We start from the raw sequence: 23462 nt of genomic DNA, 5'->3' as shown, positions 1-23462 counted from the left end.
CACCGGGACTGGAAGCCTTGCCAACCTCGCTCCGAGGGAACCTACTGGAACGATGACTGTCACCGACGAATACCTGCAGAACAACGCCGCCTACGCCGAGCAGTTCACCGGACCGCTCCCCCTCCCACCCAGCAAACACGTCGCCGTACTCGCCTGCATGGACGCCCGCATCGACGTCTATCGGGTGCTCGGAATCAAGGAAGGTGAATCGCACGTCATCCGCAATGCGGGTGGAGTCGTCACCGACGACGAGATCCGATCCCTGGCCATCAGCCAGCGTCTGCTGGGAACTACCGAGATCATCCTCATCCACCACACCGACTGCGGAATGCTGACGTTCACCGACGACGACTTCAAGCGATCCATCCAGGACGAGATCGGCATCAAACCAAATTGGGCTGCCGAATCGTTTCCCGACATCGACGAGGACGTCCGTCAGTCGTTGAAGCGCATCGAGAACAGTCCGTTCGTCACCGCGACGACCTCCCTACGCGGATTCGTCTTCGACGTCGCAACCGGAAAGCTGAACGAGGTCCTCCCCGATTGAGCCGGTAGGTTGTGTACCCGTGACCGATCGCGCATCCGACCTCGCACTCGCCCTCCGTATCGCCGACGAGGCTGACGCGATCACTCGCGCCCGCTTCGGCGCCCTCGACCTTCGAGTGGACGACAAGCCGGACCTCACCCCCGTCTCCGACGCCGATCTGGCTGTCGAGCGAGCAGTGCGCGCGACGCTCGGTGAGCATCGTCCTGCGGATTCCGTACTCGGCGAAGAATTCGGCGGCGACGCAGTCTTCGAGGGCAGACAGTGGGTGGTCGACCCCATCGACGGGACCAAGAACTTCGTCCGCAACGTACCGGTGTGGGCCACGCTGATCAGCTTGCTCGAGGACGGCGTCCCGGTCATCGGCGTCGTGAGCGCACCTGCACTGAATCGGCGATGGTGGGCTGCAACAGGTTTGGGTGCACATACGTCATTCGGAGACGGTGACGCGCGGGCGATCCAGGTGTCTGCCGTCGATCGCAGCGAGTCAGCGAGCCTGAGCTTCTCGAGCCTCTCGGGGTGGAAGGACCGCGGAATTCGCGATCAGTTCGTCGAACTCACCGACCACGTCTGGCGCGTGCGCGGTTACGGGGACTTCTTCTCCTACTGCCTCGTGGCCGAAGGCGCCGTCGACATTGCTGCCGAACCCGAGGTTTCCCTGTGGGATCTGGCAGCGCTCGACGTATTGGTCCGTGAGGCCGGCGGCGCGTTCACCGATCTGGACGGCGGCGCAGGTCCGCACGGCGGCAGCGCGGTCGCCACCAACGGACTGCTGCACGAAGACGTTCTGGCCCGCCTGCGGTAACACCCGAGTACCAGAACATCCCACCCGCCGCAAGGGTCCGAGGGAGGAGTTCCGACAGGCCCGTCGGCAGGATTCGGCACGACATCTCGGCCCGTTGACTGGAAGTAGTTGATCACGCACTACTTCCAGGAGAACGATGAACCGGATTTCCAGGCGCACGATTCTGTTCGGTCTGGCCGCAGCGCCCCTCGGGCTCGCGGTGGGCTGCGGCGCCGACCCGGCAGCGAAGAGCGCCACGTTGGCGGTGGCCGGAACTTCGCGTCCGCTACCGATTCCACCGCTTGCCGAATCCACCGTCGACGACGCCGGTGTTCGCCACTTCACACTTCGTGCCGGTGCCGGGACCACCGAGATCGTCGCGGGAAAACTCACCGACACTTGGGGTTTCAACGGATCCATTCTGGGGCCGACCGTCCGCGCCGAACGCGGAGAATCTGTCGCATTCACGATCGACAACACACTGGCAGAGCCCACGACCGTCCATTGGCACGGCATGCATCTGCCCGCCCGATACGACGGCGGCCCGCACCAGACCATCGAAGCCGGCGGACGCTGGGAACCGGCGTGGACGATCGGCCAGTCGGCGTCGACGCTCTGGTATCACCCACACCCGCACGGATCCACCGAACGGCACGTGCAGCGCGGTCTCGCCGGACTGTTCCTGATCGACGACGCCGACACGCGGGCGTTGGACATCCCCAAAACCTATGGTGTCGACGATGTTCCGCTGATCATCCAGGATCGTCGATTCCTCGCCGACGGCAGCTTCGACGAATCGGATCCGACCGACATAGGCCTGCTCGGCGACACGATAGTCACCAACGGCATCTCCGACGCCTACCTCGACGTCACCACCGGGGTCGTCCGGTTACGCATTCTGAACGGCTCTTCCGGCCGTCTCTACAACCTGGGGTTCCCCGACGACCGCACCTTCGATCTGATTGCCACCGACGGCGGACTGCTCGAATCACCTATTGCGATCAAGCGGATTCAGCTCAGCCCCGGCGAACGAGCCGAGATCGTGGTTCGCGTCGACCCCGGTGCGACGACCACACTGGTGTCGTTCCCGATCGAGGACGGCGGTGGCGTGAGTTCCTCCGACGCCGAGAACTTCGGCATGAACGACCGCTTCGACATCCTCGAACTGCGGGGCGTTGCCAGCCGCGCGTCACGGTCGACTCTCCCGGCGCAGTTGGCCGTACTGCCGAGTCTGGATCCGTCGAAGGCAAGCGTTTCCCGAACCTTCGATCTGCAGTGGTACATGATCAACGGGCAACGAATGGACATGAACCGCATCGACTTCGAGGCCGAGGTCGGCGCGACCGAGGTGTGGACGATCACCAACAAGGACAACTGGCCACACAATTTCCATGTCCACGACGTACAGTTCCAGATCCTCGACGTCGACGGTCGCACTCCCCCGCCGCACTTGCGCGGACTCAAGGACACCGTCTACACACCGCCGGGCAGCAGGGTTCGCGTCGCACTGCAGTGGTCCGAGTACACCGATCCCACCTTCCCGTACATGTTCCACTGCCACCTGCTGATGCACGAGGACCAAGGGATGATGGGCCAATTCCTCGTCCTCGAACCGGGACAGAAGGCGGCTCCGATGCAGATGGACATGCCGATGGACATGCCGATGCCTTCGTCTGGTTCGCACTCCGGTCACTGAAAGTTCTGCAAGTGGTACACAGCGAGGCGAACCCGATTGTCGCAACCGGTCTTCGACATCAGGTTCGCCACGTGTGTCTTCACCGTGGTCACACCCAGATGCAGCGTGTCCGCGATCTCCTGATTGCTCTTCCCTTCTGCCACCAGCGCGAGGACCTGCGATTCGCGATCGGTCAACGGAACCTTGTCCGTCACAGCAGTGTCTGCGATACCACCGATCACCGCTCGATCCACAACGCGGCGGAGAAGTTCCGGAGTGAACACCATCTCACCCTCGGCGATCCGCCGAATGGCACCGAGCAACTCGGCGGGTTCGGTGTCCTTGACGAAGAATCCCGAAGCCCCCGCGGCGAGTGCGGGATACAGATGATCGTCGTCGTCGAAGGTGGTCAGCACGAGGATGCGCGCTCGACGACCGGCCTTGACGATCTGCTGGGTGGCGCCGATCCCGTCCAGCCCGGGCATTCTCAAGTCCATCAGAATCACGTCGGGATCCAATTCTGCAGCGAGCGCTAGCGCCTCGACGCCGTTCGACGCCTCACCGGCCACGGTCATGTCCTCGGCTGCCGCGCACAGCATCCGCAAACCGGCGCGCACAAGTCGCTGGTCGTCGACGATCAGCACGCTGATCACGAGACACCGCCCGAGACAACGAGTGGAATACTCACGTGCACTTCCCATTTCCCGTCACTGTTGGTGCCGGCGGTCATCTCGCCGCCGACCAACTCCGCACGCTCCTGCATTCCCACCAGGCCATGACCTGCACTCCGAGACGACCCCTCGACGTCGTTGACAACCCTGACATGCACCCGGTTGTCTTCGCGACCGACCGAGACCGATACCAGCCCCTTCTTGTCGCCGTGCTTCATGACGTTGGTCAGTGATTCCTGAATCACCCGCAACAACGTCAGCCTCCCGATCGCGTCGAGATCGGCTGCGCCTGACTCGACATTCTCCTGGGCATCGAAGACTGCCTGCACCTCGAAACCCGCCGCACGCACACGATCTATCGCCGCCTCGATTTCCGCCTCGACGGCATCCGGCTCGACCAGAGCGACCTCACCGAGCGAAGGATCACGAAGTGCGACCAGGAGGCGACGGATATCGGCCAGCGCATCGGACGCAGTCCCACGCACATCCGCGAGGACCTCACGCACGGCCTCGTCCTGGGGCGCCAAGACATGTTGAGCCACGCCGATTCTCAGGACGATCGATGCCATGTGGTGCGCAACCAGGTCGTGCAGTTCGCGGGCGAGCGCACTGCGCTCCGCAGCGCGGGTCTGCGCAAGATTGTTCGCGGCCAATTCACGCTGCGAGCGTAGATACAGCCCGAGCAGCAGTGGCAACCCCACGTACGCAAGCACTTTCACAGCCGTCGTGACAGACCAGAACGCTTCGTGAGATTCGAACCAGATACCCGCGAGCACCGAACCGCACCATCCTGCTGCCGATACGGCAACCATTTCTCTACGCTCGGCCCGCATCGTGACGTCGACGACGGCGACCGCCCCGAGATACGGAACAAGCTCGGACAGCCCCCAGGCGTCGGCGACGAACATCGGAACGGCGAGCGCCGAGATGACCAGGGACGCGAAGACCGGCCATCGACGGCCGACGGCGAAGGCGAGCGCCGACAGCATCGACAGAATCCAGTAGGTGAGGGGAACTCGATACTCCCCCGGATACGTGCTGGCGATCAGCAGGCACGGGACCACCACCAACGGCGTGTAGCGCACGTACCGCTGTATCCGATCTGGCACCTCTGTCCGGTTCACCCCTCGAGCCTATGACGCGCATCATTTCGCGGTTTCTCGACAACAGACCTTACTGATGAGTAAGATAAGGATCGTCCAACGCCCCAACACCGAGAAACAGCTGGTGATCATGACCAAGCAAGACAGTGTTGCCCCCGACAAGAGCGCTCAGCGCAGCGAATCGGGCGCGCAGCGCGGCGGCGCCAAGGGTGCGCCCCGCGACACGTCCGCCGTCGGCCTGAACCCGATCAAACGCGACGCCATGGGCGCAGCCATGCGTGTGCTTACCAAGATCACCGGTTCGGAACTGGCCGAGAAGTTCAATCTGCGTCAGACCATCGATCGCGTGACCTACGAGGGCACCAAGACGGGCTTCAAAACCCTGGGTGCCGCCACTCGAGGATTCCAGAAGGTCTCGGGCAACGGCGCACCCAAGCGCCTGCCCGACAACCCGAGCAAGAACGCCGACTACTTCGATCTGACCCCCGACGACGACCAGAAGATGATCGTCGAGACCGTGCGCGAGTTCGCGGCCGAGATCCTGCGTCCCGCAGCGCACGACGCCGACGGCGCAGCGCAGGCACCCGCCGATCTCTCCAAGCGCGCAGCCGAGCTCGGCATCACGCTGATCAATGTTCCCGAAGAACTCGACGGAGCAGCTGCCGATCGCGGCGCAGTCACCAATTCTCTTGTTGCCGAGGCACTTGCGCACGGAGACATGGGGCTTGCACTTCCGATCCTCGCACCCAGCGGCGTTGCAGTCGCACTGACGCAGTGGGGCACCGACGCGCAGCAGAAGACCTACCTTCCGGCCTTCACCGGCGAGCAGGTCCCCGGCGCAGCAGTGGTGGTCAACGAACCACGCGCACTGTTCGATCCGTTTGCCCTGCAGACCAAGGCAGTGCGCTCCCCCAGCGGCTACAAGCTCAACGGCGTCAAGAGCTTGGTGCCCGCCGCCGCTACGTCCGAACTCTTCGTCATCGCCGCAGAACTCGACGGCAAGCCGTCCTTCTTCATCGTCGAATCCGACACCAAGGGACTCGTCGTCGAAGCAGATCCCAGCATGGGTCTGCGCGCCGCCGGTCTGGGTCGCCTGATCCTCACCGACGTCGCTGTGTCGGAGTCCGCACTGCTCGGCGACGGTGACGCCGAGCAGCGTAAGGCCGAATACGCCGACGCGATTCGCCTGGCTCGCCTCGGTTGGGCGTCCATGGCCGTCGGCACCAGCCAGGCAGTTCTCGACTACGTGATTCCGTACGTCAACGAGCGCGAAGCGTTCGGCGAGCCGATCAGCCACCGCCAGGCGGTTGCCTTCATGGTCGCCAACATCGGCATCGAACTCGACGGACTGCGTCTGGTCACGCTTCGGGGCGCTTCACGCGCCGAGCAGGGCTTGTCCTTTGCTCGCGAATCCGCTCTGGCCCGGAAGCTGGCTTCCGAGAAGGGCATGCAGATCGGCCTCGACGGTGTGCAACTCCTCGGTGGACACGGGTTCACCAAGGAACACCCGGTCGAGCGCTGGTACCGCGACCTCCGTGCCATCGGCGTTGCCGAGGGCATCGTCCTCATCTGACGCCGCTGAACTTCCAGGAGAACCACGATGATCAACCTCGAACTTCCCAAGAAGCTCAAAGCATCAGCGAACCAGGCACATCAGGTCGCGGCGCAGATCTTCCGACCCATTTCACGTAAGTACGATCTTGCCGAGCACGAGTACCCCGTCGAGCTCGACACCATGGCTGCCATGGTCGAAGGCCTCTCGGATTCCGGTGGAGACATCGGCGGTGCCAGCGGCGGACGGTCAGACGCGAGCGCCAAGGGTGGCAACGCCAACGGCGGCAACATGTCTGCGCTCCTCAACTCGCTCGAAACGTCTTGGGGCGACGTCGGACTCATGCTCTCGATCCCCTACCAGGGGCTCGGCAACGCCGCGATCGCCGCAGTGTCAACCGACGAACAGCTCGAACGTTTCGGCAAGGTGTGGGCCTCGATGGCCATCACCGAACCGAGCTTCGGTTCCGACTCCGCCGCCGTGACCACCACCGCCGTTCTCGACGGCGACGAGTGGGTTCTCAACGGCGAGAAGATCTTCGTCACCGCCGGTGAGCGTTCGACGCACATCGTCGTGTGGGCGTCGGTTGACAAATCGAAGGGCCGAGCGGCCATCAAGTCGTTCGTCGTTCCGCGTGACGCACCGGGCCTGAGCGTTGCTCGCCTCGAGCACAAGCTGGGCATCAAGGCCTCCGACACCGCAGTACTCCTGCTCCAGGATTGCCGCATTCCCGCGGACAACATCCTCGGCAGCCCGGAGGTCAACGTGGAGCAGGGCTTTGCCGGCGTCATGCAGACGTTCGACAACACCCGGCCCCTCGTTGCAGCCATGGCCGTCGGCGTCGGACGCGCAGCTCTCGAAGAACTGCGTGGCATCCTGACCGAAGCCGGTGTCGAGATCTCCTACGACACACCGGTCTACAACCAGCATGCAGCTGCAGCCGAGTTCATCCGTTTGGAAGCCGACTGGGAGGCCGCGTACCTGCTGTCTCTGCGCGCGGCATGGATGGCGGACAACAAGAAGCCGAACTCGCTCGAAGCGTCCATGTCCAAGGCGAAGGCCGGCCGCACCGGCACCGACGTGACGCTCAAGGCAGTCGAGTTGGCCGGCACTTACGGCTACTCGCAGCGCCCGTTGCTCGAGAAGTGGGGCCGCGACTCGAAGATTCTCGACATCTTCGAGGGCACCCAGCAGATCCAGCAGCTGATCGTCGCACGCCGCCTGCTCGGAAAGTCGTCCGCCGAACTGAAGTGACGGTCGCACGGACCAGATCCCGAAACACTCCGCCCCGCCACCTTTCGAGGTGGCGGGGCGGAGTGCTCGGTCGCCATCGTGAAACTTCACCACCGAAACCTGATTGCGCATTAGTGTGTAATCAGTCCTACAACGACGCTCGGAAGAGGTTCACGTATGCCCGGATTGGTCACCAAGGTCACTGACACCATCGGCGCGGCGGGGGTCATGTTCCGAGCCGGACTCGTCCCGTTCCCTCGCCTCGATCGCGGACTCAAATCCATTGCAGCCGTGGACAAGTACGGACCCTTTGCCGGGCCGGTCCATGCACACGCCGAGAACGGCTACGACGCGGTGGCGATCATCGACGAGCGCGGACCCATCACCTATGCCGAGCTCGAGCGTCAGAGCAACGCGTTGGTCCGGGCGTGGCAGGCCGACGGCATCACCTCCGACTCCGTCATGGGTGCGATGTGCCGTAACCATCGAGGCTTGGTCCTGACCATGCTGGCGGCAGCAAAGAACGGAACGAAGCTCGTTCTCATGAACACGGGCTTCGCTCGGCCCCAACTCGTGGACGTCGCCGCGCGGGAGAAGGTGGTCGCCTTCGTCTACGACGACGAGTTCGCGGACATCGCCGATGCCTTGCCGGACGACGTCGTCGTCTATCGTTCCTGGCCAGAGGGCACGGCCGCTGACGGTTCCACGGCAGCCACTCTCGACGAGGCCATCGCCGGACGCACCACGTCGTCGGTGCCGGCACCCGAGAAGAACGGTGGCTTCGTCCTCCTCACCAGCGGCACCACAGGAACTCCCAAGGGTGCGCCGCGTGGCCACACCTCCCCTCTCGCGTCGGCGCAGTTCCTCGACCGCGTGCCGTTGCGCCGCGGACAGACAATGATGATGGCGGCCCCCGCCTTCCACGGAACCGGTGTCTCGCAGTTCGCTCTCGCGTTGGCGCTCGGCCAGACCGTCGTCATGCATCGAAAGTTCGATCCGGAGAACACGATCAAGCTTGTCGCCCAGTACAAGTGCGACAGTCTGGTCGTGGTCCCGACGATGCTCACTCGCATCATCGACCTCGGTCCCGACGTGCTGTCCAAGTACGACACGTCGAACCTGAAGATCATCTTCTCGGCAGGTTCGTCACTCTCGCCCGACCTGTGCAAGCGAGTCACGGCCTCGTTCGGGTACGTCCTCTACAACCTGTACGGATCCACCGAGGTCGCAGTGGCCACGGTCGCGACTCCCGAGGATCTGACCATTGCGCCGGGAACCGCGGGCCGCGCTCCGGTGACCTGTCACGTCGAACTGTTCGACGAGAACAACAAGAAGATCACCACCCCACACACGATCGGCAGGATCTTCGTCGCCAGCGGGCTGAGCTTCGAGGGATACACCGACGGGCGCGACAAGGAACGTATCGACGGACTTCTCTCGACCGGCGACGTCGGACACTTCGACGCCAACGGCCTCCTCTTCGTCGACGGCCGCGACGACGACATGATCGTCTCCGGTGGCGAGAACGTCTACCCGCTCGAAGTCGAGAACCTGCTCGCCGATCGAGAGGACGTCTTGGAAGCGGCAGTCATCGGAGTCGAGGACGCCGACTTCGGGCACCGCCTGCGAGCTTTTGTCGTCGTCGCCCACGGCGCCGACCAGAACTCCGACGAGCTGAAGGATCACGTCCGGTCGAATCTCGCGCGCTACAAGGTTCCCCGCGAGATCGTCTTCATCGACGAACTTCCCCGCAACGCCACCGGAAAGCTGTTGCGCCGCGTCCTGATCGAGATGGAGATCAGCGAAGACTGAGCACAGTCACAAAGCGCTGAGCGTGCGGATCAATTCCGCCTCGTCGACGCGAGTGGAGTGCCCGTCGCGGAGTACGACCTCGCCCGCAACCAACACCGTGTCCACTATCTGACGACTGCCCGTCGTGAGAATGGACGCACCCGGATCTCGCACCGGGAGGCAACCGAAGTCGCGTTCGAACCGAATCATGGTGAGGTCGGCGGGATCGCCCACGGAGATCCCGCCGGACCTGGCCGGCAGACCGAGTGCTGCGTTTGCACCGCCGGATGCGATGTCGATCATGGCTTCGAAGCCGAGCAGGTCGGCACGGCCGCGCGCGGCTCGCTGCACATAGGCGCCGGTGCGCAGCGTCTCGAGCATGTCCTGAGTATCGTTGCTGGCTGCGCCGTCCACACCCAACCCCACCGCGATCCCCGCGTCGAGGAAACTCGGGACGGGCGCGATTCCGCTACCGAGCCGCATGTTGCTGACGGGGTTGTACGACACTCCGACGCCGCGCTCCGCCAGCACCTTCTGACCACGGTCGTCGAGTTCGACGCAGTGGACCGCCAGCACCCGGTCCCACAAGAACCCATGGGAATCCAGGTAGTCGACCGCGTTCATGCCCGCGTGTTCGGTACACATCGTGTTGTCGGTCTGCGTCTCGAGCAGGTGAATCGAGACCGTCAGGTCGCGAGCCTGCGCGAACTCACGCACTTCCGACATCCCATCCGGGGTCAGCGAACGTGGGTTCGGTACCGCGACTGCCACGTCGACGCGGGAACCTGCGACGTCGCGCATCATCTGATCCGTATGTGCGAGAACTTCTCCGAGTGGTTGCATGAGCCGCGGATCGAAGCCCCACTTCCTCGTCTTGTCCGCCCGGTCTGCGGTTCCGCGTCCCAGTACGGCACGAATCCCGGTGTCGTGCAACGCCCGGATCACAGCGTCGTGAACCTCGCTGGACGGGTGCGGCCACATGTGTTCGACCAGGGTGGTCGTACCGCTGCGCAATGCCTCCAGCGAGGCTGCGACAGTGGCCGTGTATGCGCGCTCCGGCGTGATCTGAACCGACTCTTCTGCGACCGCGAGTAGCCATTCGAGAAGCGGTGTCCCTTCGGCGATCCCACGCATCAGTGACTGCTGAAGGTGCGTATGGGTGTTGACGAAGCCAGGGATCAGATACGCCCCCGATCCGTCCACACTTCCAGGTGTGGCGGTGCCGGTCGACTTCTCGATCGATTCGACCACCCCATTCGAGACGACGACGTCGTGGCCGGTCAGCCATTGCCCGCCGCTGTACAACGTCACGTCCCGGATGATCGCGTCGGTCATGTTCTTGGGCGCGGTAGTCATCGCCAGTTCTCCTGAAAGTGTGTGACGGAACGGATACGGATCAACGCGCGAAGTTCGCGCGTACTCGCTGGTCGATGTAGTCCTCGGCAGTGATCGGCGGGTACTTGCCCGCCGGCCCCTCGATGGTCACGTCGCGGTTCGCCTGAGCGAAGAACGCGAGGCTGTAGCGGGCTCCCCGATAGTCGGTGACTCCGGGACTCTTGACCCGATGAAAATTCGACGGCAGGACGTCATCACTCCATCTCATCAGCATGTCGCCGATGTTGCAGGTGATCGCTTCCTCAGCCGGCACCACCGACGTCCATTCCTGGGTGTCCATCTCCTTGCCCGGGCACAGTTGCAAACCGCCCTGACCGTCACGCTGGAAAAGCAATGTCAGGCAATCGAAATCGGTGTGTGCTCCGGCACGCCACATCCCTTCGACATCTGCGTCGGCGGCAAGGGGGAAGTAGTGGAGTAGTCGCAGTGTGCTCTGGTAGGTGTCCACCGACGGGTCATGTGCCCTGGTGAAGAAGTCTCGTTCGAATCCCAGCTTCTCGGCGAAGCACGACAACAGGTCCATCGCAATGCCCCAGCACTTGGCTTCGAAGTCCAGGATCGTTTCGCGGAATCCGCCCAATTCGTCTGCAGTGGGCCACAGATCACCCATATGCGGGCGGGTCACCTGGTAGGACTCTTTCTGATCAGGTGTTCCGATGGACGGACGCACCTGCGTCATGCTCTCCCAGCCGGAGTTGAAACCCTTCTTGAGCGGATACTGCGCTTTGACCTCGGTGGGCAGTGCAAAGAATCGCTCGGCCGCCGCGAAAGCCTCGCGGACCTGCTCCAGATCGATCCCGTGATTGACGATTTGGAAGAATCCGATGTCGGTCGCTGCCGACCACAACTCCTCGGCGATCTCGCTGCGCCGGTTCTCGAAATCCGAGAGATCGATTCTTCGGACCTCGCGGTCGGTGGTCTCCGTGCCCAGGCCACCCATGCGGGTCTCGCGGTTGAGTTCTGTCATGTCGTACGTCATTTGCTGTCAGCTCCTTCAGCGGATTCCGATGGACCGATCGGTGAACTTGTCGGTGTAGATCTCTTCTGCAGTCAATGACTGCGGTATCGCCGCACCCCCGGCGTTCAGGATGGGCTTCAGTTCTTCGACGGTGTGAGCGACTCGCGTCATGTCGAACGTGCCGACGGATCCGTCCGCCTCGTTCGCGATCAGGCCCTTCTCTTTCAAGAGTTGGGCACTGAACGCTGCTTCACCCTCGGTGTAGGGAGAGAACGACACGTCCTGCGAGACGACGTCGACAATGGCAGCATTCGCCGTATCCGGCGCAGTGATGTAGTCCGCGGTGGCCTGCTGAATGATCGGAACCAGCTTGCTCAAACACGGGGAGAGTGTCTCGACCTTGTCGGCACGAACGGAAACATTGGACGCGTAGATGTCGAAACCCGAATCTTTCAGCAGGTCATAGGAAACCGGCTTGTCCCACGCCGGCGTCTCCTTCTCGTACGTGTACGGTTCCGAATTCGCGAATCCTTGCTGAGCGATGGTCGGGTCACCGACAAATCGCGAGGGAGCTCCGTCGTAGCTCGTGTCGAGCTGAGACTGCTTCAGTAGGCCTTTCGCCACGAGCCACTGCGGAAACAGTTGCTCCTTGGAAACGACGACACTCGCGTCGGACTTGCCGATATCGGCAACACTCGCCCATTCCGGATGAGACTCTTTGTCCCACATGAGGATTGCCGGGCTGTACTTGAGCAATGGCGTGACGGCCACAACGGGCTGACTTGCCGCTGCCGCGATCACCTGATCGCCGTGCACCAAGCCGAGAGTGATCGAATCGTCGACGTACATCTGGGAGCTGACGGATTGGAACCCGATTGCCGGTCCCCCGGCCCGCAAGGTCAAGTCGACTCCGGTGTCCTTCCCTCCGGCGACAAGAGTCCCGCTGACGGACTTGTCGTCGGTGTCGACCGAATAGCCGGGACCAAGCATCTCGAAGAGCGCTCCCATATCCGACTGCGGCTGCCATTGGAGTTGAACCACAACGTTTTCCGGACAGAGACCCGCTAGGTTCTGAGCCTCGGCAGCTGGTTCGAGAGATTCAGCCTTGGCCGTCTCAGCCTCACTGGAGCTGCACGCAGTCAATCCGATGGCTGCACACATGGCCAGTGCCGCGCCGGCCGCTCCCACACTTCTGCGATTGGAATGCACCTTGCGATTTGAATACACAGCGTCTCCTTCGTGAAAACAATTGGGATGTGGGCGAACCAGGAAGGATGATCCGATGTGCACACTCTGCAGCACATGGATTACATGCAATCGACTAGTTGTTTCCATCAGGTAACGCGCGCCAGGATTCTCGCTTCACCTGCAATGTCACCTCACATTTACATTCAGCAATCTAGGCGACATACATACAATTCAAGATGATTCGTACATCTTGAAGAACTTTTGCATGCATTATTGAACCGGAGGCTCAGATGGAACTCGCGAACACGATGCAGGATGCCGACGCTCGCAAGCTCACCGCACCGATGCAGATGGTCTTTTCCGATGTCGTCAAGAAGTTCGATACCGGCACTGTCGCGCTGGACGGCATCGATCTGAACGTGGAGCGAGGAGACTTCGTCGCCGTGGTCGGACCCTCCGGCTGCGGCAAGTCGACTTTGTTGCGCATGGCGGCCGGCCTCGAGCGACCGACCAGCGGCGCGGTTGCCCTCGACACCGAATCAGTTGGCTTCATCTTCCAGGAGCCGACTCTCCTCCCCTGGCGAACCGTGCAGGCCAACGTCGAATTGTCCGCCGAACTCGGTGGCGGCGACAAAGCAGCCCGAAAGTTGCGCGCCGACGGAGCAATTCGCGCAGTGGGCCTGGCGGACTTTGCGAAACAACTGCCCAACGCGTTGTCGGGCGGAATGAAGATGCGTGTCTCGTTGGCGCGAGCGCTCACCCTCGCACCTGCTGTGATGCTGCTCGACGAACCTTTCGGTGCTCTCGACGAGATGACACGACTGGAGATGCAGGTAGAGCTGCAAAGGCTCTACACCGACAAGGGGTTCACCTCGATGTTCATCACGCACTCGGTATCCGAGGCCGTGTACCTCGCAAACAAGGTGGTCGTCATGACCGCCCGGCCCGGACGAATCCATTCGGTCGTGGACATCGATTTCCCGTACCCGCGTAGCCCGGAACTGCGCTACGACGCCCGATACACCGAACACGTCGCCGAGATCTCGGCGAGTCTCCATGGGAGCTCACGATGACCGAAGTCCTTGCAGTGCAACAGGGCACCACCGCACGCAATTCCGCCGTTCGCGCTGATTCTGCGACCGCCGCGCGAGCACAGTCACAGCCCGGACGGCCCTCGCGAATGAGAGCGCTCGGCACCTTCCTGCTCTATCCGCTGCTCTCACTTGCCGGCGCGGTCGCAGCGTGGTCGATCGTCAGCTACCTCGTTCTCTCCCCGGAACGTCGATTTCTCCTTCCGCCGCCGAGTCAAGTACTGACAAAGTCGCTACTCGACTGGAAACACCTCTCTCCCATGCTCGAAGCCCTCGCAGTGACGGCACAGGTAGCACTGGTCGGCTTCGTGGTCGCGGTGGCAGTCGGCGTCGGAACCGGCGTGCTGATGAGCCAGGCCAAGTGGATCGAGCGGATCGTCTATCCCTATGCCGTTGTGCTGCAGGTCATTCCCATCCTTGCCATCGTCCCCCTCATCGGGCTCTGGTTCGGCTACGGCATGACCGCGCGCACCCTGGTGTGCGTTCTCATCGCAGCCTTCCCGATCATCACCAACACACACTTCGGATTGCAATCGGTCGATCGCGGACTGCACGAACTCTTCACCCTCGGCCGCGCCTCGCGTTGGGATCGACTTGTGAAACTCGAACTGCGAGCGGCAATGCCGGCCATTCTCACCGGCATCCGCACCGCCTCCGGCCTTGTTGTCGTCGGTGCCATCATCGGCGACATGTTCTTCGCCAAAGGACAACCCGGTATCGGGACCCTGCTCGACGTCTACCGAAGCCGCCTTCAGTCCGAGGATCTGATCGCCGCGATCGTGATCGCGTCGGTGTTCGGTGTCCTCGTCTTCTCTGCCTTTGGATTCCTCTCACGTGTGCTCGTCGGTAAGTGGCACACGTCCGGCCGCAAGGACTTTAAATGACCCACGAAACTCCTGTCTTCGAAATCCCTACGATCGATATCAGCCCGTACCTCCGCGGCGAGGCAGCGGTTGCAAACGCCACCAACAGCACTGCCTGTGCGGAAGTGGCAGCTCAACTCGATCGCGCGTGCCGGGAGGTCGGATTCATACAGATTGTCGGACACAGCATTCCACGATCGGCGACCGAAGGACTGGCCGACGCTCTCGACGAGTTCTTTGCTCTCCCACTGACGGTGAAGAACAACTATCGCCGTCCCTCGTCCGAGAACCGCGGCTACTCACCACCGAAATCGGAATCACTCAGCATGAGCCTGGGCGTCGCCGCTGCGAACCAGATGAACGATTTCTACGAAGCAATAGTCGTGGGCACAGAGGTGAGCGACTATCCGGGCGTCGACCTACCCGAGTCCAGCTACGCCGCCAACACCTGGCCCGTGGCCGCGCCCGGATTCCGACCGGCAATCGAAGAGTATTTCCGTCATTCCCAGGGCTTGGCACGAATCCTGATGTGCGCCTTTACCGACGCTCTCGGATTGCAGCCCGGGTACTTCGATTCGATGCTCGACCATTCGATCGACGCGATGAAGATGAACAACTACGCACTGCCCGAGGGCGAGATCCGCATCTCCGGCGACATGACGGGAATGGGCGCTCACACCGACTTCGGAATCTTGACCATCCTGTGGGCAGATCAAGTTCCGGGCCTTCAAGTTCTGAGTGCCGACGGCATATGGCACGACGTCCAACCTGCCGACGGCGCACTCTTGATCAACCTCGGCGACGCGATGGCACGCTGGACGAACGACCGATGGCGCTCGACAGTGCACCGAGTCGACCCACCTATCGTCGATGGTCAGATCATCCGACGTCGCTCTGCCGCATTCTTTTTCGACGGGAACTACGACGCCGTCATCGAAGCACTGCCAGGGACTCTCACACCGGGCGAAGTGGGATACCCGCCGATCACGATCGCTGAGAACATCGCGGCCAAAGTGGCCGGACTGAAAGGCGCGACGGCGCCCGAGGTCGACAGTCGCAGCGCTGACCGGGTGCGCGCCGCTGGATAGCGCTCCCGGGTACCGTCGACATCGTGCAGGATCGAAGTGAGGACAGGATGACCACCACCGAACGAGCTTTACTCACCGAGTCCGTGCACGAGACGCTTCGCGAACTGATCTTTTCGGGCGAGCTGGCGCCGGGGACACCACTGAGTGTTCCCGCGCTGGCGAGCAAGCTCAATGTCAGTCGAACGCCGGTCCGCGAGGCCGTGCAGCAGTTGATCTACGAGGGCATCGCCGTCCACACACGGAATGCGGGTGCAAAAGTCGATTCGCTGGACGCGGAGTCTCTGCGCGCGGTCTTCGAGGTGCGTGAGGTACTCGACGGTCTCGCGGCGTTCAACGCGACGGCCAATGCCACGCACGAAACCGTGTCACAGCTGAACAAGATGGTGCAGGTGCAACGCGAACTTCTCGAGAGCCCGCCGGATCAGCGTCGGGATTCGAAGCTCGACCTCGAGTTCCACACCTTGATTCGTGAGACTGCATGCAATCACCCGCTCAGCGAAGCCCTGCATCGTCTGGACGGACAGTCACATCTCTACCGTTCGGACATGTGGAGCCTCGAGCTCAATCGGCGGATCGCTGTCACCGAGCACGCACGTATAGTCGCGGCCATCGAATCGGGTGACGCCTTGGGGGCGAGGACTGCCGCGAGCGCACACGTAGCCGGGCTACTCGTCCGAACAACCCGGACCTGAAGCTTTACCGAAATGACGGAAACAGCGTGTCAGGCCAGGTGATGTCGCCGTCGTTCTCGTCCACGAACGTACCGACACAGTCTCGCTCCAAAGCGCTGATCGCTCCCGAGATGACCTCTGGATGCTCGAGCTCGGTGAGATGGTCTCCTCCCGTTCCGGCCCCGGGAACGCCATCGACGTACACCCGGCACTGGCCCCCGTCCAACCGACCGTCCGCCCACTCGCCCGAACTCTGCACCACCGAATAGTAGGCAGATCCAGGAGTGTCCTCACCGACATTGAGCTTGGTGAGAACTTCGGAGAACATGCAGGTGTCGTAGCCGTCGGCAGGGCCTTGTACGCAGCCACCGGGGCTACCGTACTGCGGCGCACCGATGGCGACGAATGAATCCACTACTTCGGAGCCACCGAGGAACTTCGCGTAGTACCGGGAGCTCAGTCCACCCGCACTGTGCGCGATCACCCCGACGGAGTCAGCGCCGGCAGCGTAGGAGCGAATCGAATCGGCAATCAGCTCGGCGTCGGCCGCAATCATCTTGCCGGGTGCGTCGACGAAGTGTGTCTCGTAGCCCGCAGCGCTCAGTGCCTTGTCGAGGGCGCGGTAGGTCGCCTGGTGCGTTTCTCCCGAGTTGTAGAGCTGCTGCCCCGGAACGATGAAGACCACGCGCTTCGCATCGGTGATCCGCCCACCGGCGGCAGCGCTTCCTGCCGAGAACGCCAGAGCGGTGGTCACCAGCGAAGTAGTCACCGCCATCGCCAAGAGAATCTTCGAGAGTCGCACGTCGCCACCCTACGACGGCTGCGCACAAAAAAGGACCGCCGCACTGGATTCCAGTGCGGCGGTCCTTTTCTAGTAGCGGGGACAGGATTTGAACCTGCGACCTCTGGGTTATGAGCCCAGCGAGCTACCGAGCTGCTCCACCCCGCGATGCATGGACAAAGTTACACGAGCAGGTGAACGGAACGCAAATCGCCTGCGCTGGAGCGAAATACACGCCTGAAAGTCGAAGAATCGGGTGACTGGGTTCACAAAATGCCCGTGAGCATCAACACATAACAAGCATGTAACGAACGTACGTCGAAACGGCATCGGAAAGGCTCTACCAGCACAAACGCTAAAATTTTGGGTCGAGAGCAGACCAGACAGTCCGGAAAATTGCGAATCGACCCTCGTTCGACGCTCCCGTACGGTCGGTCCCGGCCCGAATCAACCGGGCGAACGCCGACCCGCCGCTGCTCCACTCTGCCCCGCGGGATCGGAACCCCCGAAACCTTCGAGGGGCAGAGACACGGAGAGACAAGCGCCCGGGAAAGTCAGCATCATCGCCGACCCGCAGGCCCGCCGATGTCAGCAAGCGCGGAGAGGATTTACCCCGACATGACGTACACCAGCATCAGCAAGCGTGCATTCGGCACATTGGCAGTAGCCGGCGCACTTGTCGCAGTGCCCCTCACCATGAGCACCGGCACCGCTTCCGCAGCCACCCACAACTGGGACGGCGTCGCACAGTGCGAGAGCGGTGGCGACTGGAACATCAACACCGGAAACGGCTACTACGGCGGCCTGCAGTTCTCGCAGAGCACCTGGACCGCCAACGGTGGCACCGGCTCGCCCGCCAACGCTTCCAAGGAAGAGCAGATCCGCGTCGCCGAGAACACCCTGCAGAGCCAGGGCCCCGGCGCATGGCCCGTCTGCGGCCAGCGTCTGACCGTCGCGAGCGAGCCTGCAGTCGAAGAAGCTCCCGCCGCAGCGCCGGCTCCCGTCGCCGAGGCACCCGCAGTTGCTCCCGCCATCGAGATCCCGGCCGAGCTCAAGCCCGCCGCACAGCAGGCTTACGACACCGCTCGTGACCTCGCCGGCCAGTACGGCTTCGCCGCACAGTTCCAGCAGCTCTCCGATGCCAACGCACCGATCGTTGCAGCACTGCGCTGATTCAGCTCGTACAGCTTCACCTGAGCACACAAGAAGGCCCACCATCCGATCGGATGGTGGGCCTTCTGCTATTCATGAACTGACGCCGCTTACCTCGGCAGCGCCTGGTACGCGTCAACAGCCTTCTGCAGGCGGTCGAGCGCAGCACCGTAGCTGGTGAAGTCACCGCTCTGTTGCGCCGACTTCAATGCCGCCATTGCCGAATTGACCTCGGCCAGCGCCTTCGTGACGTCATCCGAAGAAGCCGGCGGGGCCGGTGCCGTCGGAGTTGTCGGCGTTTCCGGTTGCGCTCCGGTATCCGGATCGGGTGCCGGCTGGGTGACCGTCGCTGCCGAACCTGCGCCCGGCCAAATCTGACTGATCGCCTCGGAGACGGTCGGTGCATAACCGATCCGAATGCCGTTGGTGTCGCTGAAGCTCACCAATACACGCGCCAACTGAGGGAACGCGTTCTGCGAGTTTCGCTGCGAGTACAAAGGCTCGACATAGAGGATTCCGCCCTCGGCAATCGGCAGAGTCAGCAAGTTTCCGTACTGAATCTTGTTCGACTGCTTGAGCAGTGACACTTCCGAAGCAACACGCGAATCCGACGTCATCGCAGACTGAGCCTGCTGTGGACCCTGAGTCTGCGTATCGGTCGGCAACTGCAGCACCGTGAACTTGCCGTAGTTCTCCTTGTCGTTCGCCACCGAGATGTAGGCCGACAGCAACTCACGACTGAACCCGACCATCGGACTGGTCAGACGGAAATCCGCCTTCGCGGTGTCCTTGTCGCCCACCAGCACGTAGTACGGCGGCTGGTTGGCCGACGTGTCGATCGTCGGATCGCTCGGAACCGACCAGAACGCGTTGTTGGTGAAGAACTCACTCGGATCGTCGACGTGGTACTTCGCCAGCATCTCTCGCTGAACCTTGAACATGTCTTCCGGGTAGCGGAAGTGTGCCTGCAAGTCGTCCGAGATTTCGCTCTTCGGCTTCACCGTGTTCGGGAAGACCCCCATCCACGCCTTCAGAACCGGATCCTGCTCGTCGACCTGGTACAGCGTGACAGTGCCGTCGTAGGCATCGACCGTGGCCTTCACTGAGTTACGGATGTACGAGAACTCCTGGCGCGGAATGAGGCGCCCCGTCGTCTGGTCGATACTGTCCTCGACCAACCCGTCGAGCGAACTGCGCTGCGCGTACGGGTAATCCTGGGCCGTGGTGTAGCCGTCGATGATCCACTGCATCTTGCCGTCGACCACTGCGGGGTAAGCAGCGCCGTCGGTCGTCAGCCAAGGCGCGACCTCCTCGACCCTTTCCTTCGGATCACGCTTGAAGATGATCTTCGAGTTCGAGCCGATTGCACTCGAGAACAGGATGTTGCGCTCGGTGTACTTCGCCGCGAATGCAAGACGGTTGAACCAGTTGCCGATCGAAACGCCACCCGAACCTGTGTAGGTGTACTTCGAGGTGTCGGTGTCGTACTCCCGCGGTCCCTCACCGTCGACGGAACCGACGATCGAGTAATCGGCGTCCGACTGACTGATCACCTCGCCGTAGTACGAACGCGGATTGTCCACCTTGAGATTCTCGTTCTCGGGCGTGGTCGTCAGGTCGCTCACCGAGTAGATCGGGTAGCCACCGGTGTTGTTCTGACTGTCGCCCTGCACGGCCGTGACTTCGTTGGCCTGGGCGGCGACGAAACCGTTGCCGTGCGTGTAGACCGTGTGCTTGTTGATCCAGTCCGTCTGGTTGCCGGAAAGGTTGTTCGGCGACAGCTCACGCGCGGCGACAACGAAGTCACGCAACTGGCCGTCTTGTTCGTAACGGTCGACGTTGAGCGTCTGCGGGAACCCGTAGAAGTTCTTGAGCTGACGCTGAGCGGTGAATGTCGGCGACAGAATGGTCGGATCCAACAGGCGTGTGTTCGCGATCGTGGTCCGGTCTGCCGGAACGTCCTGGGGCTGCTTGGTGCCAATTCCCGGATAGTCGACGTAGTCGACGTTTTCTTCCGTGATCCCGTACGCCTGACGGGTCGCTTCGATGTTTCGTTCGATGTACGTGCTCTCCTTCTGCGCCGCATTGGGCTTGACGGAGAACTGCTCGACGATCATCGGGTAGACGGCACCGACGAGGACCGACGAAAGAACCAGTAGAGCGACTGCCATGGCCGGTATCCGAAGATCCCGCGTGAAGATCGAGGCGAAGAACGCCAAGGCGCAGATGACCGCAATGGACAACAGAATGAGCTTCGCAGGCAGAACCGCATTGATGTCGGTGAAGCCCGGGCCGGTGAACGTCGGTTCCTTACGACTACTCGACATCAACGAGTACCGATCAAACCAGTACGCCACCGCCTTGAGAAGCACAAAGGTGCCGGCGATGACAGCCAGCTGAATACGAGCGGCCGTGGTGAACGTCCCATTGCGCCCGGCCAACTTGATTCCACCGAAAACGTAGTGGGTGACCAGGTTTGCCACGAAAGCCAGCAGGATCGAGACGAACAACCAGTTCAGAACGAAACGGTAGAACGGCAGATCGAACGTGTAGAAGCCGACGTCCAAGTTGAACTGAGGATCGGTGATACCGAATGCCTGGCCGTTGAGGAACAACTGGATAGTGACCCAGTTGGCCTGCGCGATGAGACCGGACAGGATGCCGATCGCTACCGGAATGATCACGCCGAACAGACGAAGACGCGACATGACGGTGGTGCGGTAGCGCGCGATCGGATCATTGGGCCCGGAGACCGGGACGAACACCGGGCGTGCGCGGTACGCGAGAAGCATCGCGAGCCACACGATGGCGCCGACGACAATTCCGACGACCACGAAGAGCACGAATCGCGTCAGCAGAACCTTGGTGAAGACACCGCGGAAGCCGACTTCGCCGAACCACAACCAGTCCGTGTACATGCCGATCAGTCGCGGCCCCACGAGCAGCAAGGCCGCCACTACGACAGCCACCACCAACAAGATTCGACTGCGTCTGGACAGAGAGGGTAAACCTGCGGGGGGCCGCATGCCCACGTGCCACGCTCCAAGATTTGGCGACGCCGTGGCGTCGCAACCGATTGCATCGATCACTGCGGCCACGCCCGAGTGGACTTGGCCGTTTCCGACCACTCTACGTAACAACGGTCACGGGTTGACAACACGGAGAGCGGGGAGCCGGACAGAAGGTGGGAGGATGAACGTGTGAGTGAAGAGAATATGAGCAGATCACCGAGTGCCCTCGCCCGGTGCGTTCATGAAGTTGTCGACCACATCGACGCCGAAGGCTGGGATCAGCCGCCGAAGCTGTACGCGTTGGTACCCACCGAAATGCTCGCCGCGGCCGAACCCGGACTGCTCGACCAACTCGCCGAGGGCGCCGAATACACACCGATCGAACAGGAATCGCTTCCCGAGGACATCATCGGCGGTTCACGGGCACTCGACGAGTTCCTGGCGACGACGCATTGGCCCGAGTCCGTGCAGGGTTGCATCCTGGTGCAGGAGATCGTCGTCCTGCCGCCCGAGGCGGAATCGGATCTCGACCACGCCACGGCGCCGGTGTTGACCGATCAGCACGCGGCGGACGAGGTCGCGCGGCTGACGGCCAACGCGCATCCCGATCGACGCGAGGCTCGACTGTTCGTCGGCGTGCTCCGTGACGGTCCCTCGCTGTCGCTCCTACAGATGCGTCCCGACGAGGATGCGGATCCGTACGGTGACTTGGAACTGCTCACCTACGACGGTCTTGCACCTCACCTCGTGCACGCCCTGTACGCGACGCTCGACGAGGTCGAAGAAGACTGACAGAGTCGTCGGCGGCCAGGCAGCTTTCAGCAGCGGGGTGCGTCGCCACCCGTGTTGAGGCTCTCGAGTGAGTCCACTGCGCCGGGCAGGTTGTCGACCTTGACGAGTCGAAGCCCGTCCGGCGCATTCTGTTTCGCCTCGTCACAGTTCTGGGCCGGCACGAGGAAGGTCTCAGCACCGGCTTCGGACGCGGCGATCAACTTGTACCTGATGCCGCCGATCGGACCGACCTCGCCGTCGGAGTCGATGGTGCCCGTTCCGGCCACGAACTTTCCACCGTTGAGCTCCCCCGGAGTCAGCTTGTCGACCAAGGCCAGTGTGAACATCAGTCCGGCAGAAGGACCGCCGATGTCGGCGAGATTGAACTGCACGGTGAAGGGAACGTCCGGGACCTCGTTGGGTGTGACGCCGAGGTAACCCGATTCGGGCTTGTTGGGCCGCGCCCCGACGGTGACCGGCACCACGGTCTCCACACCCTCACGTAGGACGGTGACGTCGATCGCGGTGCCGGGCGCGATCGCACCTACCGTGTCCTGAACGCCGGTGATGGTGGTTACCGGAGTGTCGCCGATCTTGACCAGGACGTCGCCTTCTTGCAGGGCACCCGCAGCGGGACCGTCCGGGGTCACCTTCGAAACAGTCAGTGACACCGGCTTGCCGAGAAAGTGCAGTGCCGCCAACTCGGCACTGTCCTCGGACTGCTGGAAGTCGGCGGTGTTGGCCTGCTGAATCTCTTCCTTCGACTTCTCGGGTGGATAGATCTCCGAGCGAGGGACGAGTCCGTTGCTGCCACTCGCCCACAGTCCGAACGCTTCGAAGATGTTGAGGCCGTCGCGAACCGACACCGTTGTCATGTTGAGGTTGCCGTCGGTGGGATCGACCTCGGTCCCCTGGATGTCCACGACGGGCTTACCGTCGACGTCGCCGAGCGTGTTGAAGGTGGGGCCAGGACCGAGTGCGACATAAGGAACAGTGACCATTGTTCCGACGACTCCCAACACGACGATGGGTGCGAGTGCGGCCAAAAGCGTCACTATCCGTCGATTCACCTGATCCAGAGTAAAGCGCGAAGGCTCCGGAGCACCGATCGCACCGCCTGAGCGCCGTGCGTGTTCGCCG

General features: G+C 62.4%; 20 protein-coding genes and 1 tRNA gene. 12 read left to right on the top strand and 9 right to left on the bottom strand.

Annotated elements, in window-relative coordinates:
• Nucleotides 1-52: 52 nt before the first annotated feature.
• From RHP72_RS11315 to RHP72_RS11305, 3 genes are all read left to right on the top strand, one after another.
• A complete protein-coding gene (locus tag RHP72_RS11315; protein WP_007731285.1) occupies nucleotides 53-547 on the top strand; it encodes a carbonic anhydrase in 495 nt (164 codons plus the stop codon).
• A gap of 19 nt (nucleotides 548-566) precedes the next feature.
• Nucleotides 567-1349, top strand: coding sequence for a histidinol-phosphatase (gene hisN / locus RHP72_RS11310; protein ID WP_064112620.1), 783 nt, complete (start codon nucleotides 567-569; stop codon nucleotides 1347-1349).
• Nucleotides 1350-1485: 136 nt separating this feature from the next.
• The gene (locus RHP72_RS11305) at nucleotides 1486-3024 is read left to right on the top strand and encodes a multicopper oxidase domain-containing protein (RefSeq protein WP_311094698.1); all 1539 of its coding nucleotides are present in this window, start codon (nucleotides 1486-1488) and stop codon (nucleotides 3022-3024) included.
• Here the strand turns inward: RHP72_RS11305 and RHP72_RS11300 are convergent.
• Nucleotides 3018-3656: a response regulator transcription factor gene (locus RHP72_RS11300; RefSeq protein ID WP_311094697.1), complete on the bottom strand. Its 639-nt coding sequence runs from the start codon at nucleotides 3654-3656 to the stop codon at nucleotides 3018-3020. The genes RHP72_RS11305 and RHP72_RS11300 overlap by 7 nt on opposite strands.
• Nucleotides 3653-4798, bottom strand: coding sequence for a histidine kinase (locus RHP72_RS11295; protein ID WP_311094696.1), 1146 nt, complete (start codon nucleotides 4796-4798; stop codon nucleotides 3653-3655). Before RHP72_RS11295 ends, RHP72_RS11300 begins: the two co-directional genes overlap by 4 nt.
• A 103-nt stretch (nucleotides 4799-4901) precedes the next feature.
• On the opposite strand from RHP72_RS11295, the gene RHP72_RS11290 reads away from it, so the two are divergent.
• The 3 genes from RHP72_RS11290 (at nucleotide 4902) to RHP72_RS11280 (ending at nucleotide 9374) form a co-directional block, all read left to right on the top strand.
• A complete protein-coding gene (locus RHP72_RS11290) occupies nucleotides 4902-6350 on the top strand; it encodes an acyl-CoA dehydrogenase family protein (protein ID WP_003942317.1) in 1449 nt (482 codons plus the stop codon).
• A 27-nt stretch (nucleotides 6351-6377) separates the two neighbouring features.
• Nucleotides 6378-7583, top strand: a complete 1206-nt coding sequence (locus RHP72_RS11285) for an acyl-CoA dehydrogenase family protein (protein WP_003942363.1) — start codon at nucleotides 6378-6380, stop codon at nucleotides 7581-7583.
• A gap of 156 nt (nucleotides 7584-7739) precedes the next feature.
• Nucleotides 7740-9374 (top strand): acyl-CoA synthetase, encoded by a 1635-nt coding sequence (locus tag RHP72_RS11280; protein ID WP_003942348.1) that lies wholly within the window; start codon nucleotides 7740-7742, stop codon nucleotides 9372-9374.
• Between the two features lie 6 nt (nucleotides 9375-9380).
• Here the strand turns inward: RHP72_RS11280 and RHP72_RS11275 are convergent, their stop codons facing one another.
• From RHP72_RS11275 to RHP72_RS11265, 3 genes are read right to left on the bottom strand one after another with little or no spacing between them, the layout of a single operon-like run.
• A complete protein-coding gene (locus RHP72_RS11275; protein WP_311094695.1) occupies nucleotides 9381-10709 on the bottom strand; it encodes an amidohydrolase family protein in 1329 nt (442 codons plus the stop codon).
• Between the two features lie 40 nt (nucleotides 10710-10749).
• A complete protein-coding gene (locus RHP72_RS11270) occupies nucleotides 10750-11727 on the bottom strand; it encodes a 2-oxoglutarate and iron-dependent oxygenase domain-containing protein (protein ID WP_311094694.1) in 978 nt (325 codons plus the stop codon).
• A gap of 15 nt (nucleotides 11728-11742) precedes the next feature.
• Nucleotides 11743-12933 carry a hypothetical protein gene (locus RHP72_RS11265; RefSeq protein ID WP_007731279.1) on the bottom strand — a complete coding sequence of 397 codons (1191 nt, stop codon included), beginning with the start codon at nucleotides 12931-12933 and terminating at the stop codon, nucleotides 11743-11745.
• Nucleotides 12934-13184: 251 nt separating this feature from the next.
• On the opposite strand from RHP72_RS11265, the gene RHP72_RS11260 reads away from it, so the two are divergent.
• Genes RHP72_RS11260 through RHP72_RS11245 form a run of 4 tightly spaced genes read left to right on the top strand, consistent with a single transcriptional unit; the run spans nucleotide 13185 to nucleotide 16628 of the window.
• The gene (locus RHP72_RS11260) at nucleotides 13185-13967 is read left to right on the top strand and encodes an ABC transporter ATP-binding protein (RefSeq protein ID WP_311094693.1); all 783 of its coding nucleotides are present in this window, start codon (nucleotides 13185-13187) and stop codon (nucleotides 13965-13967) included.
• On the top strand, nucleotides 13964-14869 hold the full coding sequence (locus RHP72_RS11255) for an ABC transporter permease (RefSeq protein ID WP_311094692.1): 906 nt from the start codon (nucleotides 13964-13966) through the stop codon (nucleotides 14867-14869). The genes RHP72_RS11260 and RHP72_RS11255 overlap by 4 nt, the downstream gene beginning before the upstream one ends.
• A complete protein-coding gene (locus RHP72_RS11250; RefSeq protein ID WP_311094691.1) occupies nucleotides 14866-15936 on the top strand; it encodes a 2-oxoglutarate and iron-dependent oxygenase domain-containing protein in 1071 nt (356 codons plus the stop codon). Before RHP72_RS11255 ends, RHP72_RS11250 begins: the two co-directional genes overlap by 4 nt.
• Before the next feature lie 47 nt (nucleotides 15937-15983).
• Nucleotides 15984-16628 carry a GntR family transcriptional regulator gene (locus RHP72_RS11245; protein ID WP_007731273.1) on the top strand — a complete coding sequence of 215 codons (645 nt, stop codon included), beginning with the start codon at nucleotides 15984-15986 and terminating at the stop codon, nucleotides 16626-16628.
• Nucleotides 16629-16632: 4 nt separating this feature from the next.
• On the opposite strand, the gene RHP72_RS11240 is transcribed toward RHP72_RS11245, so the two are convergent.
• Complete coding sequence (locus RHP72_RS11240; protein ID WP_311094690.1) at nucleotides 16633-17409, bottom strand: lipase; 777 nt, start codon at nucleotides 17407-17409, stop codon at nucleotides 16633-16635.
• A gap of 73 nt (nucleotides 17410-17482) precedes the next feature.
• Nucleotides 17483-17556: transfer RNA gene (locus RHP72_RS11235), tRNA-Met, on the bottom strand.
• Between the two features lie 450 nt (nucleotides 17557-18006).
• On the opposite strand from RHP72_RS11235, the gene RHP72_RS11230 reads away from it, so the two are divergent.
• Nucleotides 18007-18561 (top strand): transglycosylase family protein, encoded by a 555-nt coding sequence (locus tag RHP72_RS11230; protein ID WP_003942299.1) that lies wholly within the window; start codon nucleotides 18007-18009, stop codon nucleotides 18559-18561.
• 89 nt (nucleotides 18562-18650) lie between these two features.
• On the opposite strand, the gene RHP72_RS11225 is transcribed toward RHP72_RS11230, so the two are convergent.
• On the bottom strand, nucleotides 18651-21566 hold the full coding sequence (locus tag RHP72_RS11225; RefSeq protein ID WP_311094855.1) for a UPF0182 family protein: 2916 nt from the start codon (nucleotides 21564-21566) through the stop codon (nucleotides 18651-18653).
• 174 nt (nucleotides 21567-21740) lie between these two features.
• Between RHP72_RS11225 and RHP72_RS11220 the strand changes: the two genes are divergently transcribed.
• On the top strand, nucleotides 21741-22343 hold the full coding sequence (locus RHP72_RS11220; protein WP_019747831.1) for a PPA1309 family protein: 603 nt from the start codon (nucleotides 21741-21743) through the stop codon (nucleotides 22341-22343).
• Between the two features lie 26 nt (nucleotides 22344-22369).
• Here RHP72_RS11220 and RHP72_RS11215 read toward each other — a convergent pair whose 3' ends face one another.
• Nucleotides 22370-23392, bottom strand: a complete 1023-nt coding sequence (locus RHP72_RS11215; protein WP_058226487.1) for a PDZ domain-containing protein — start codon at nucleotides 23390-23392, stop codon at nucleotides 22370-22372.
• Nucleotides 23393-23462: the final 70 nt, after the last annotated feature.

It is taken from the genome of Rhodococcus sp. SG20037, assembly GCF_031763325.1.
GTDB classification, from domain to species: domain Bacteria; phylum Actinomycetota; class Actinomycetes; order Mycobacteriales; family Mycobacteriaceae; genus Rhodococcus_F; species Rhodococcus_F qingshengii.
Note: the sequence above shows the minus strand (reverse complement) of the source record. Positions and strands in the feature narration are given on the sequence as shown.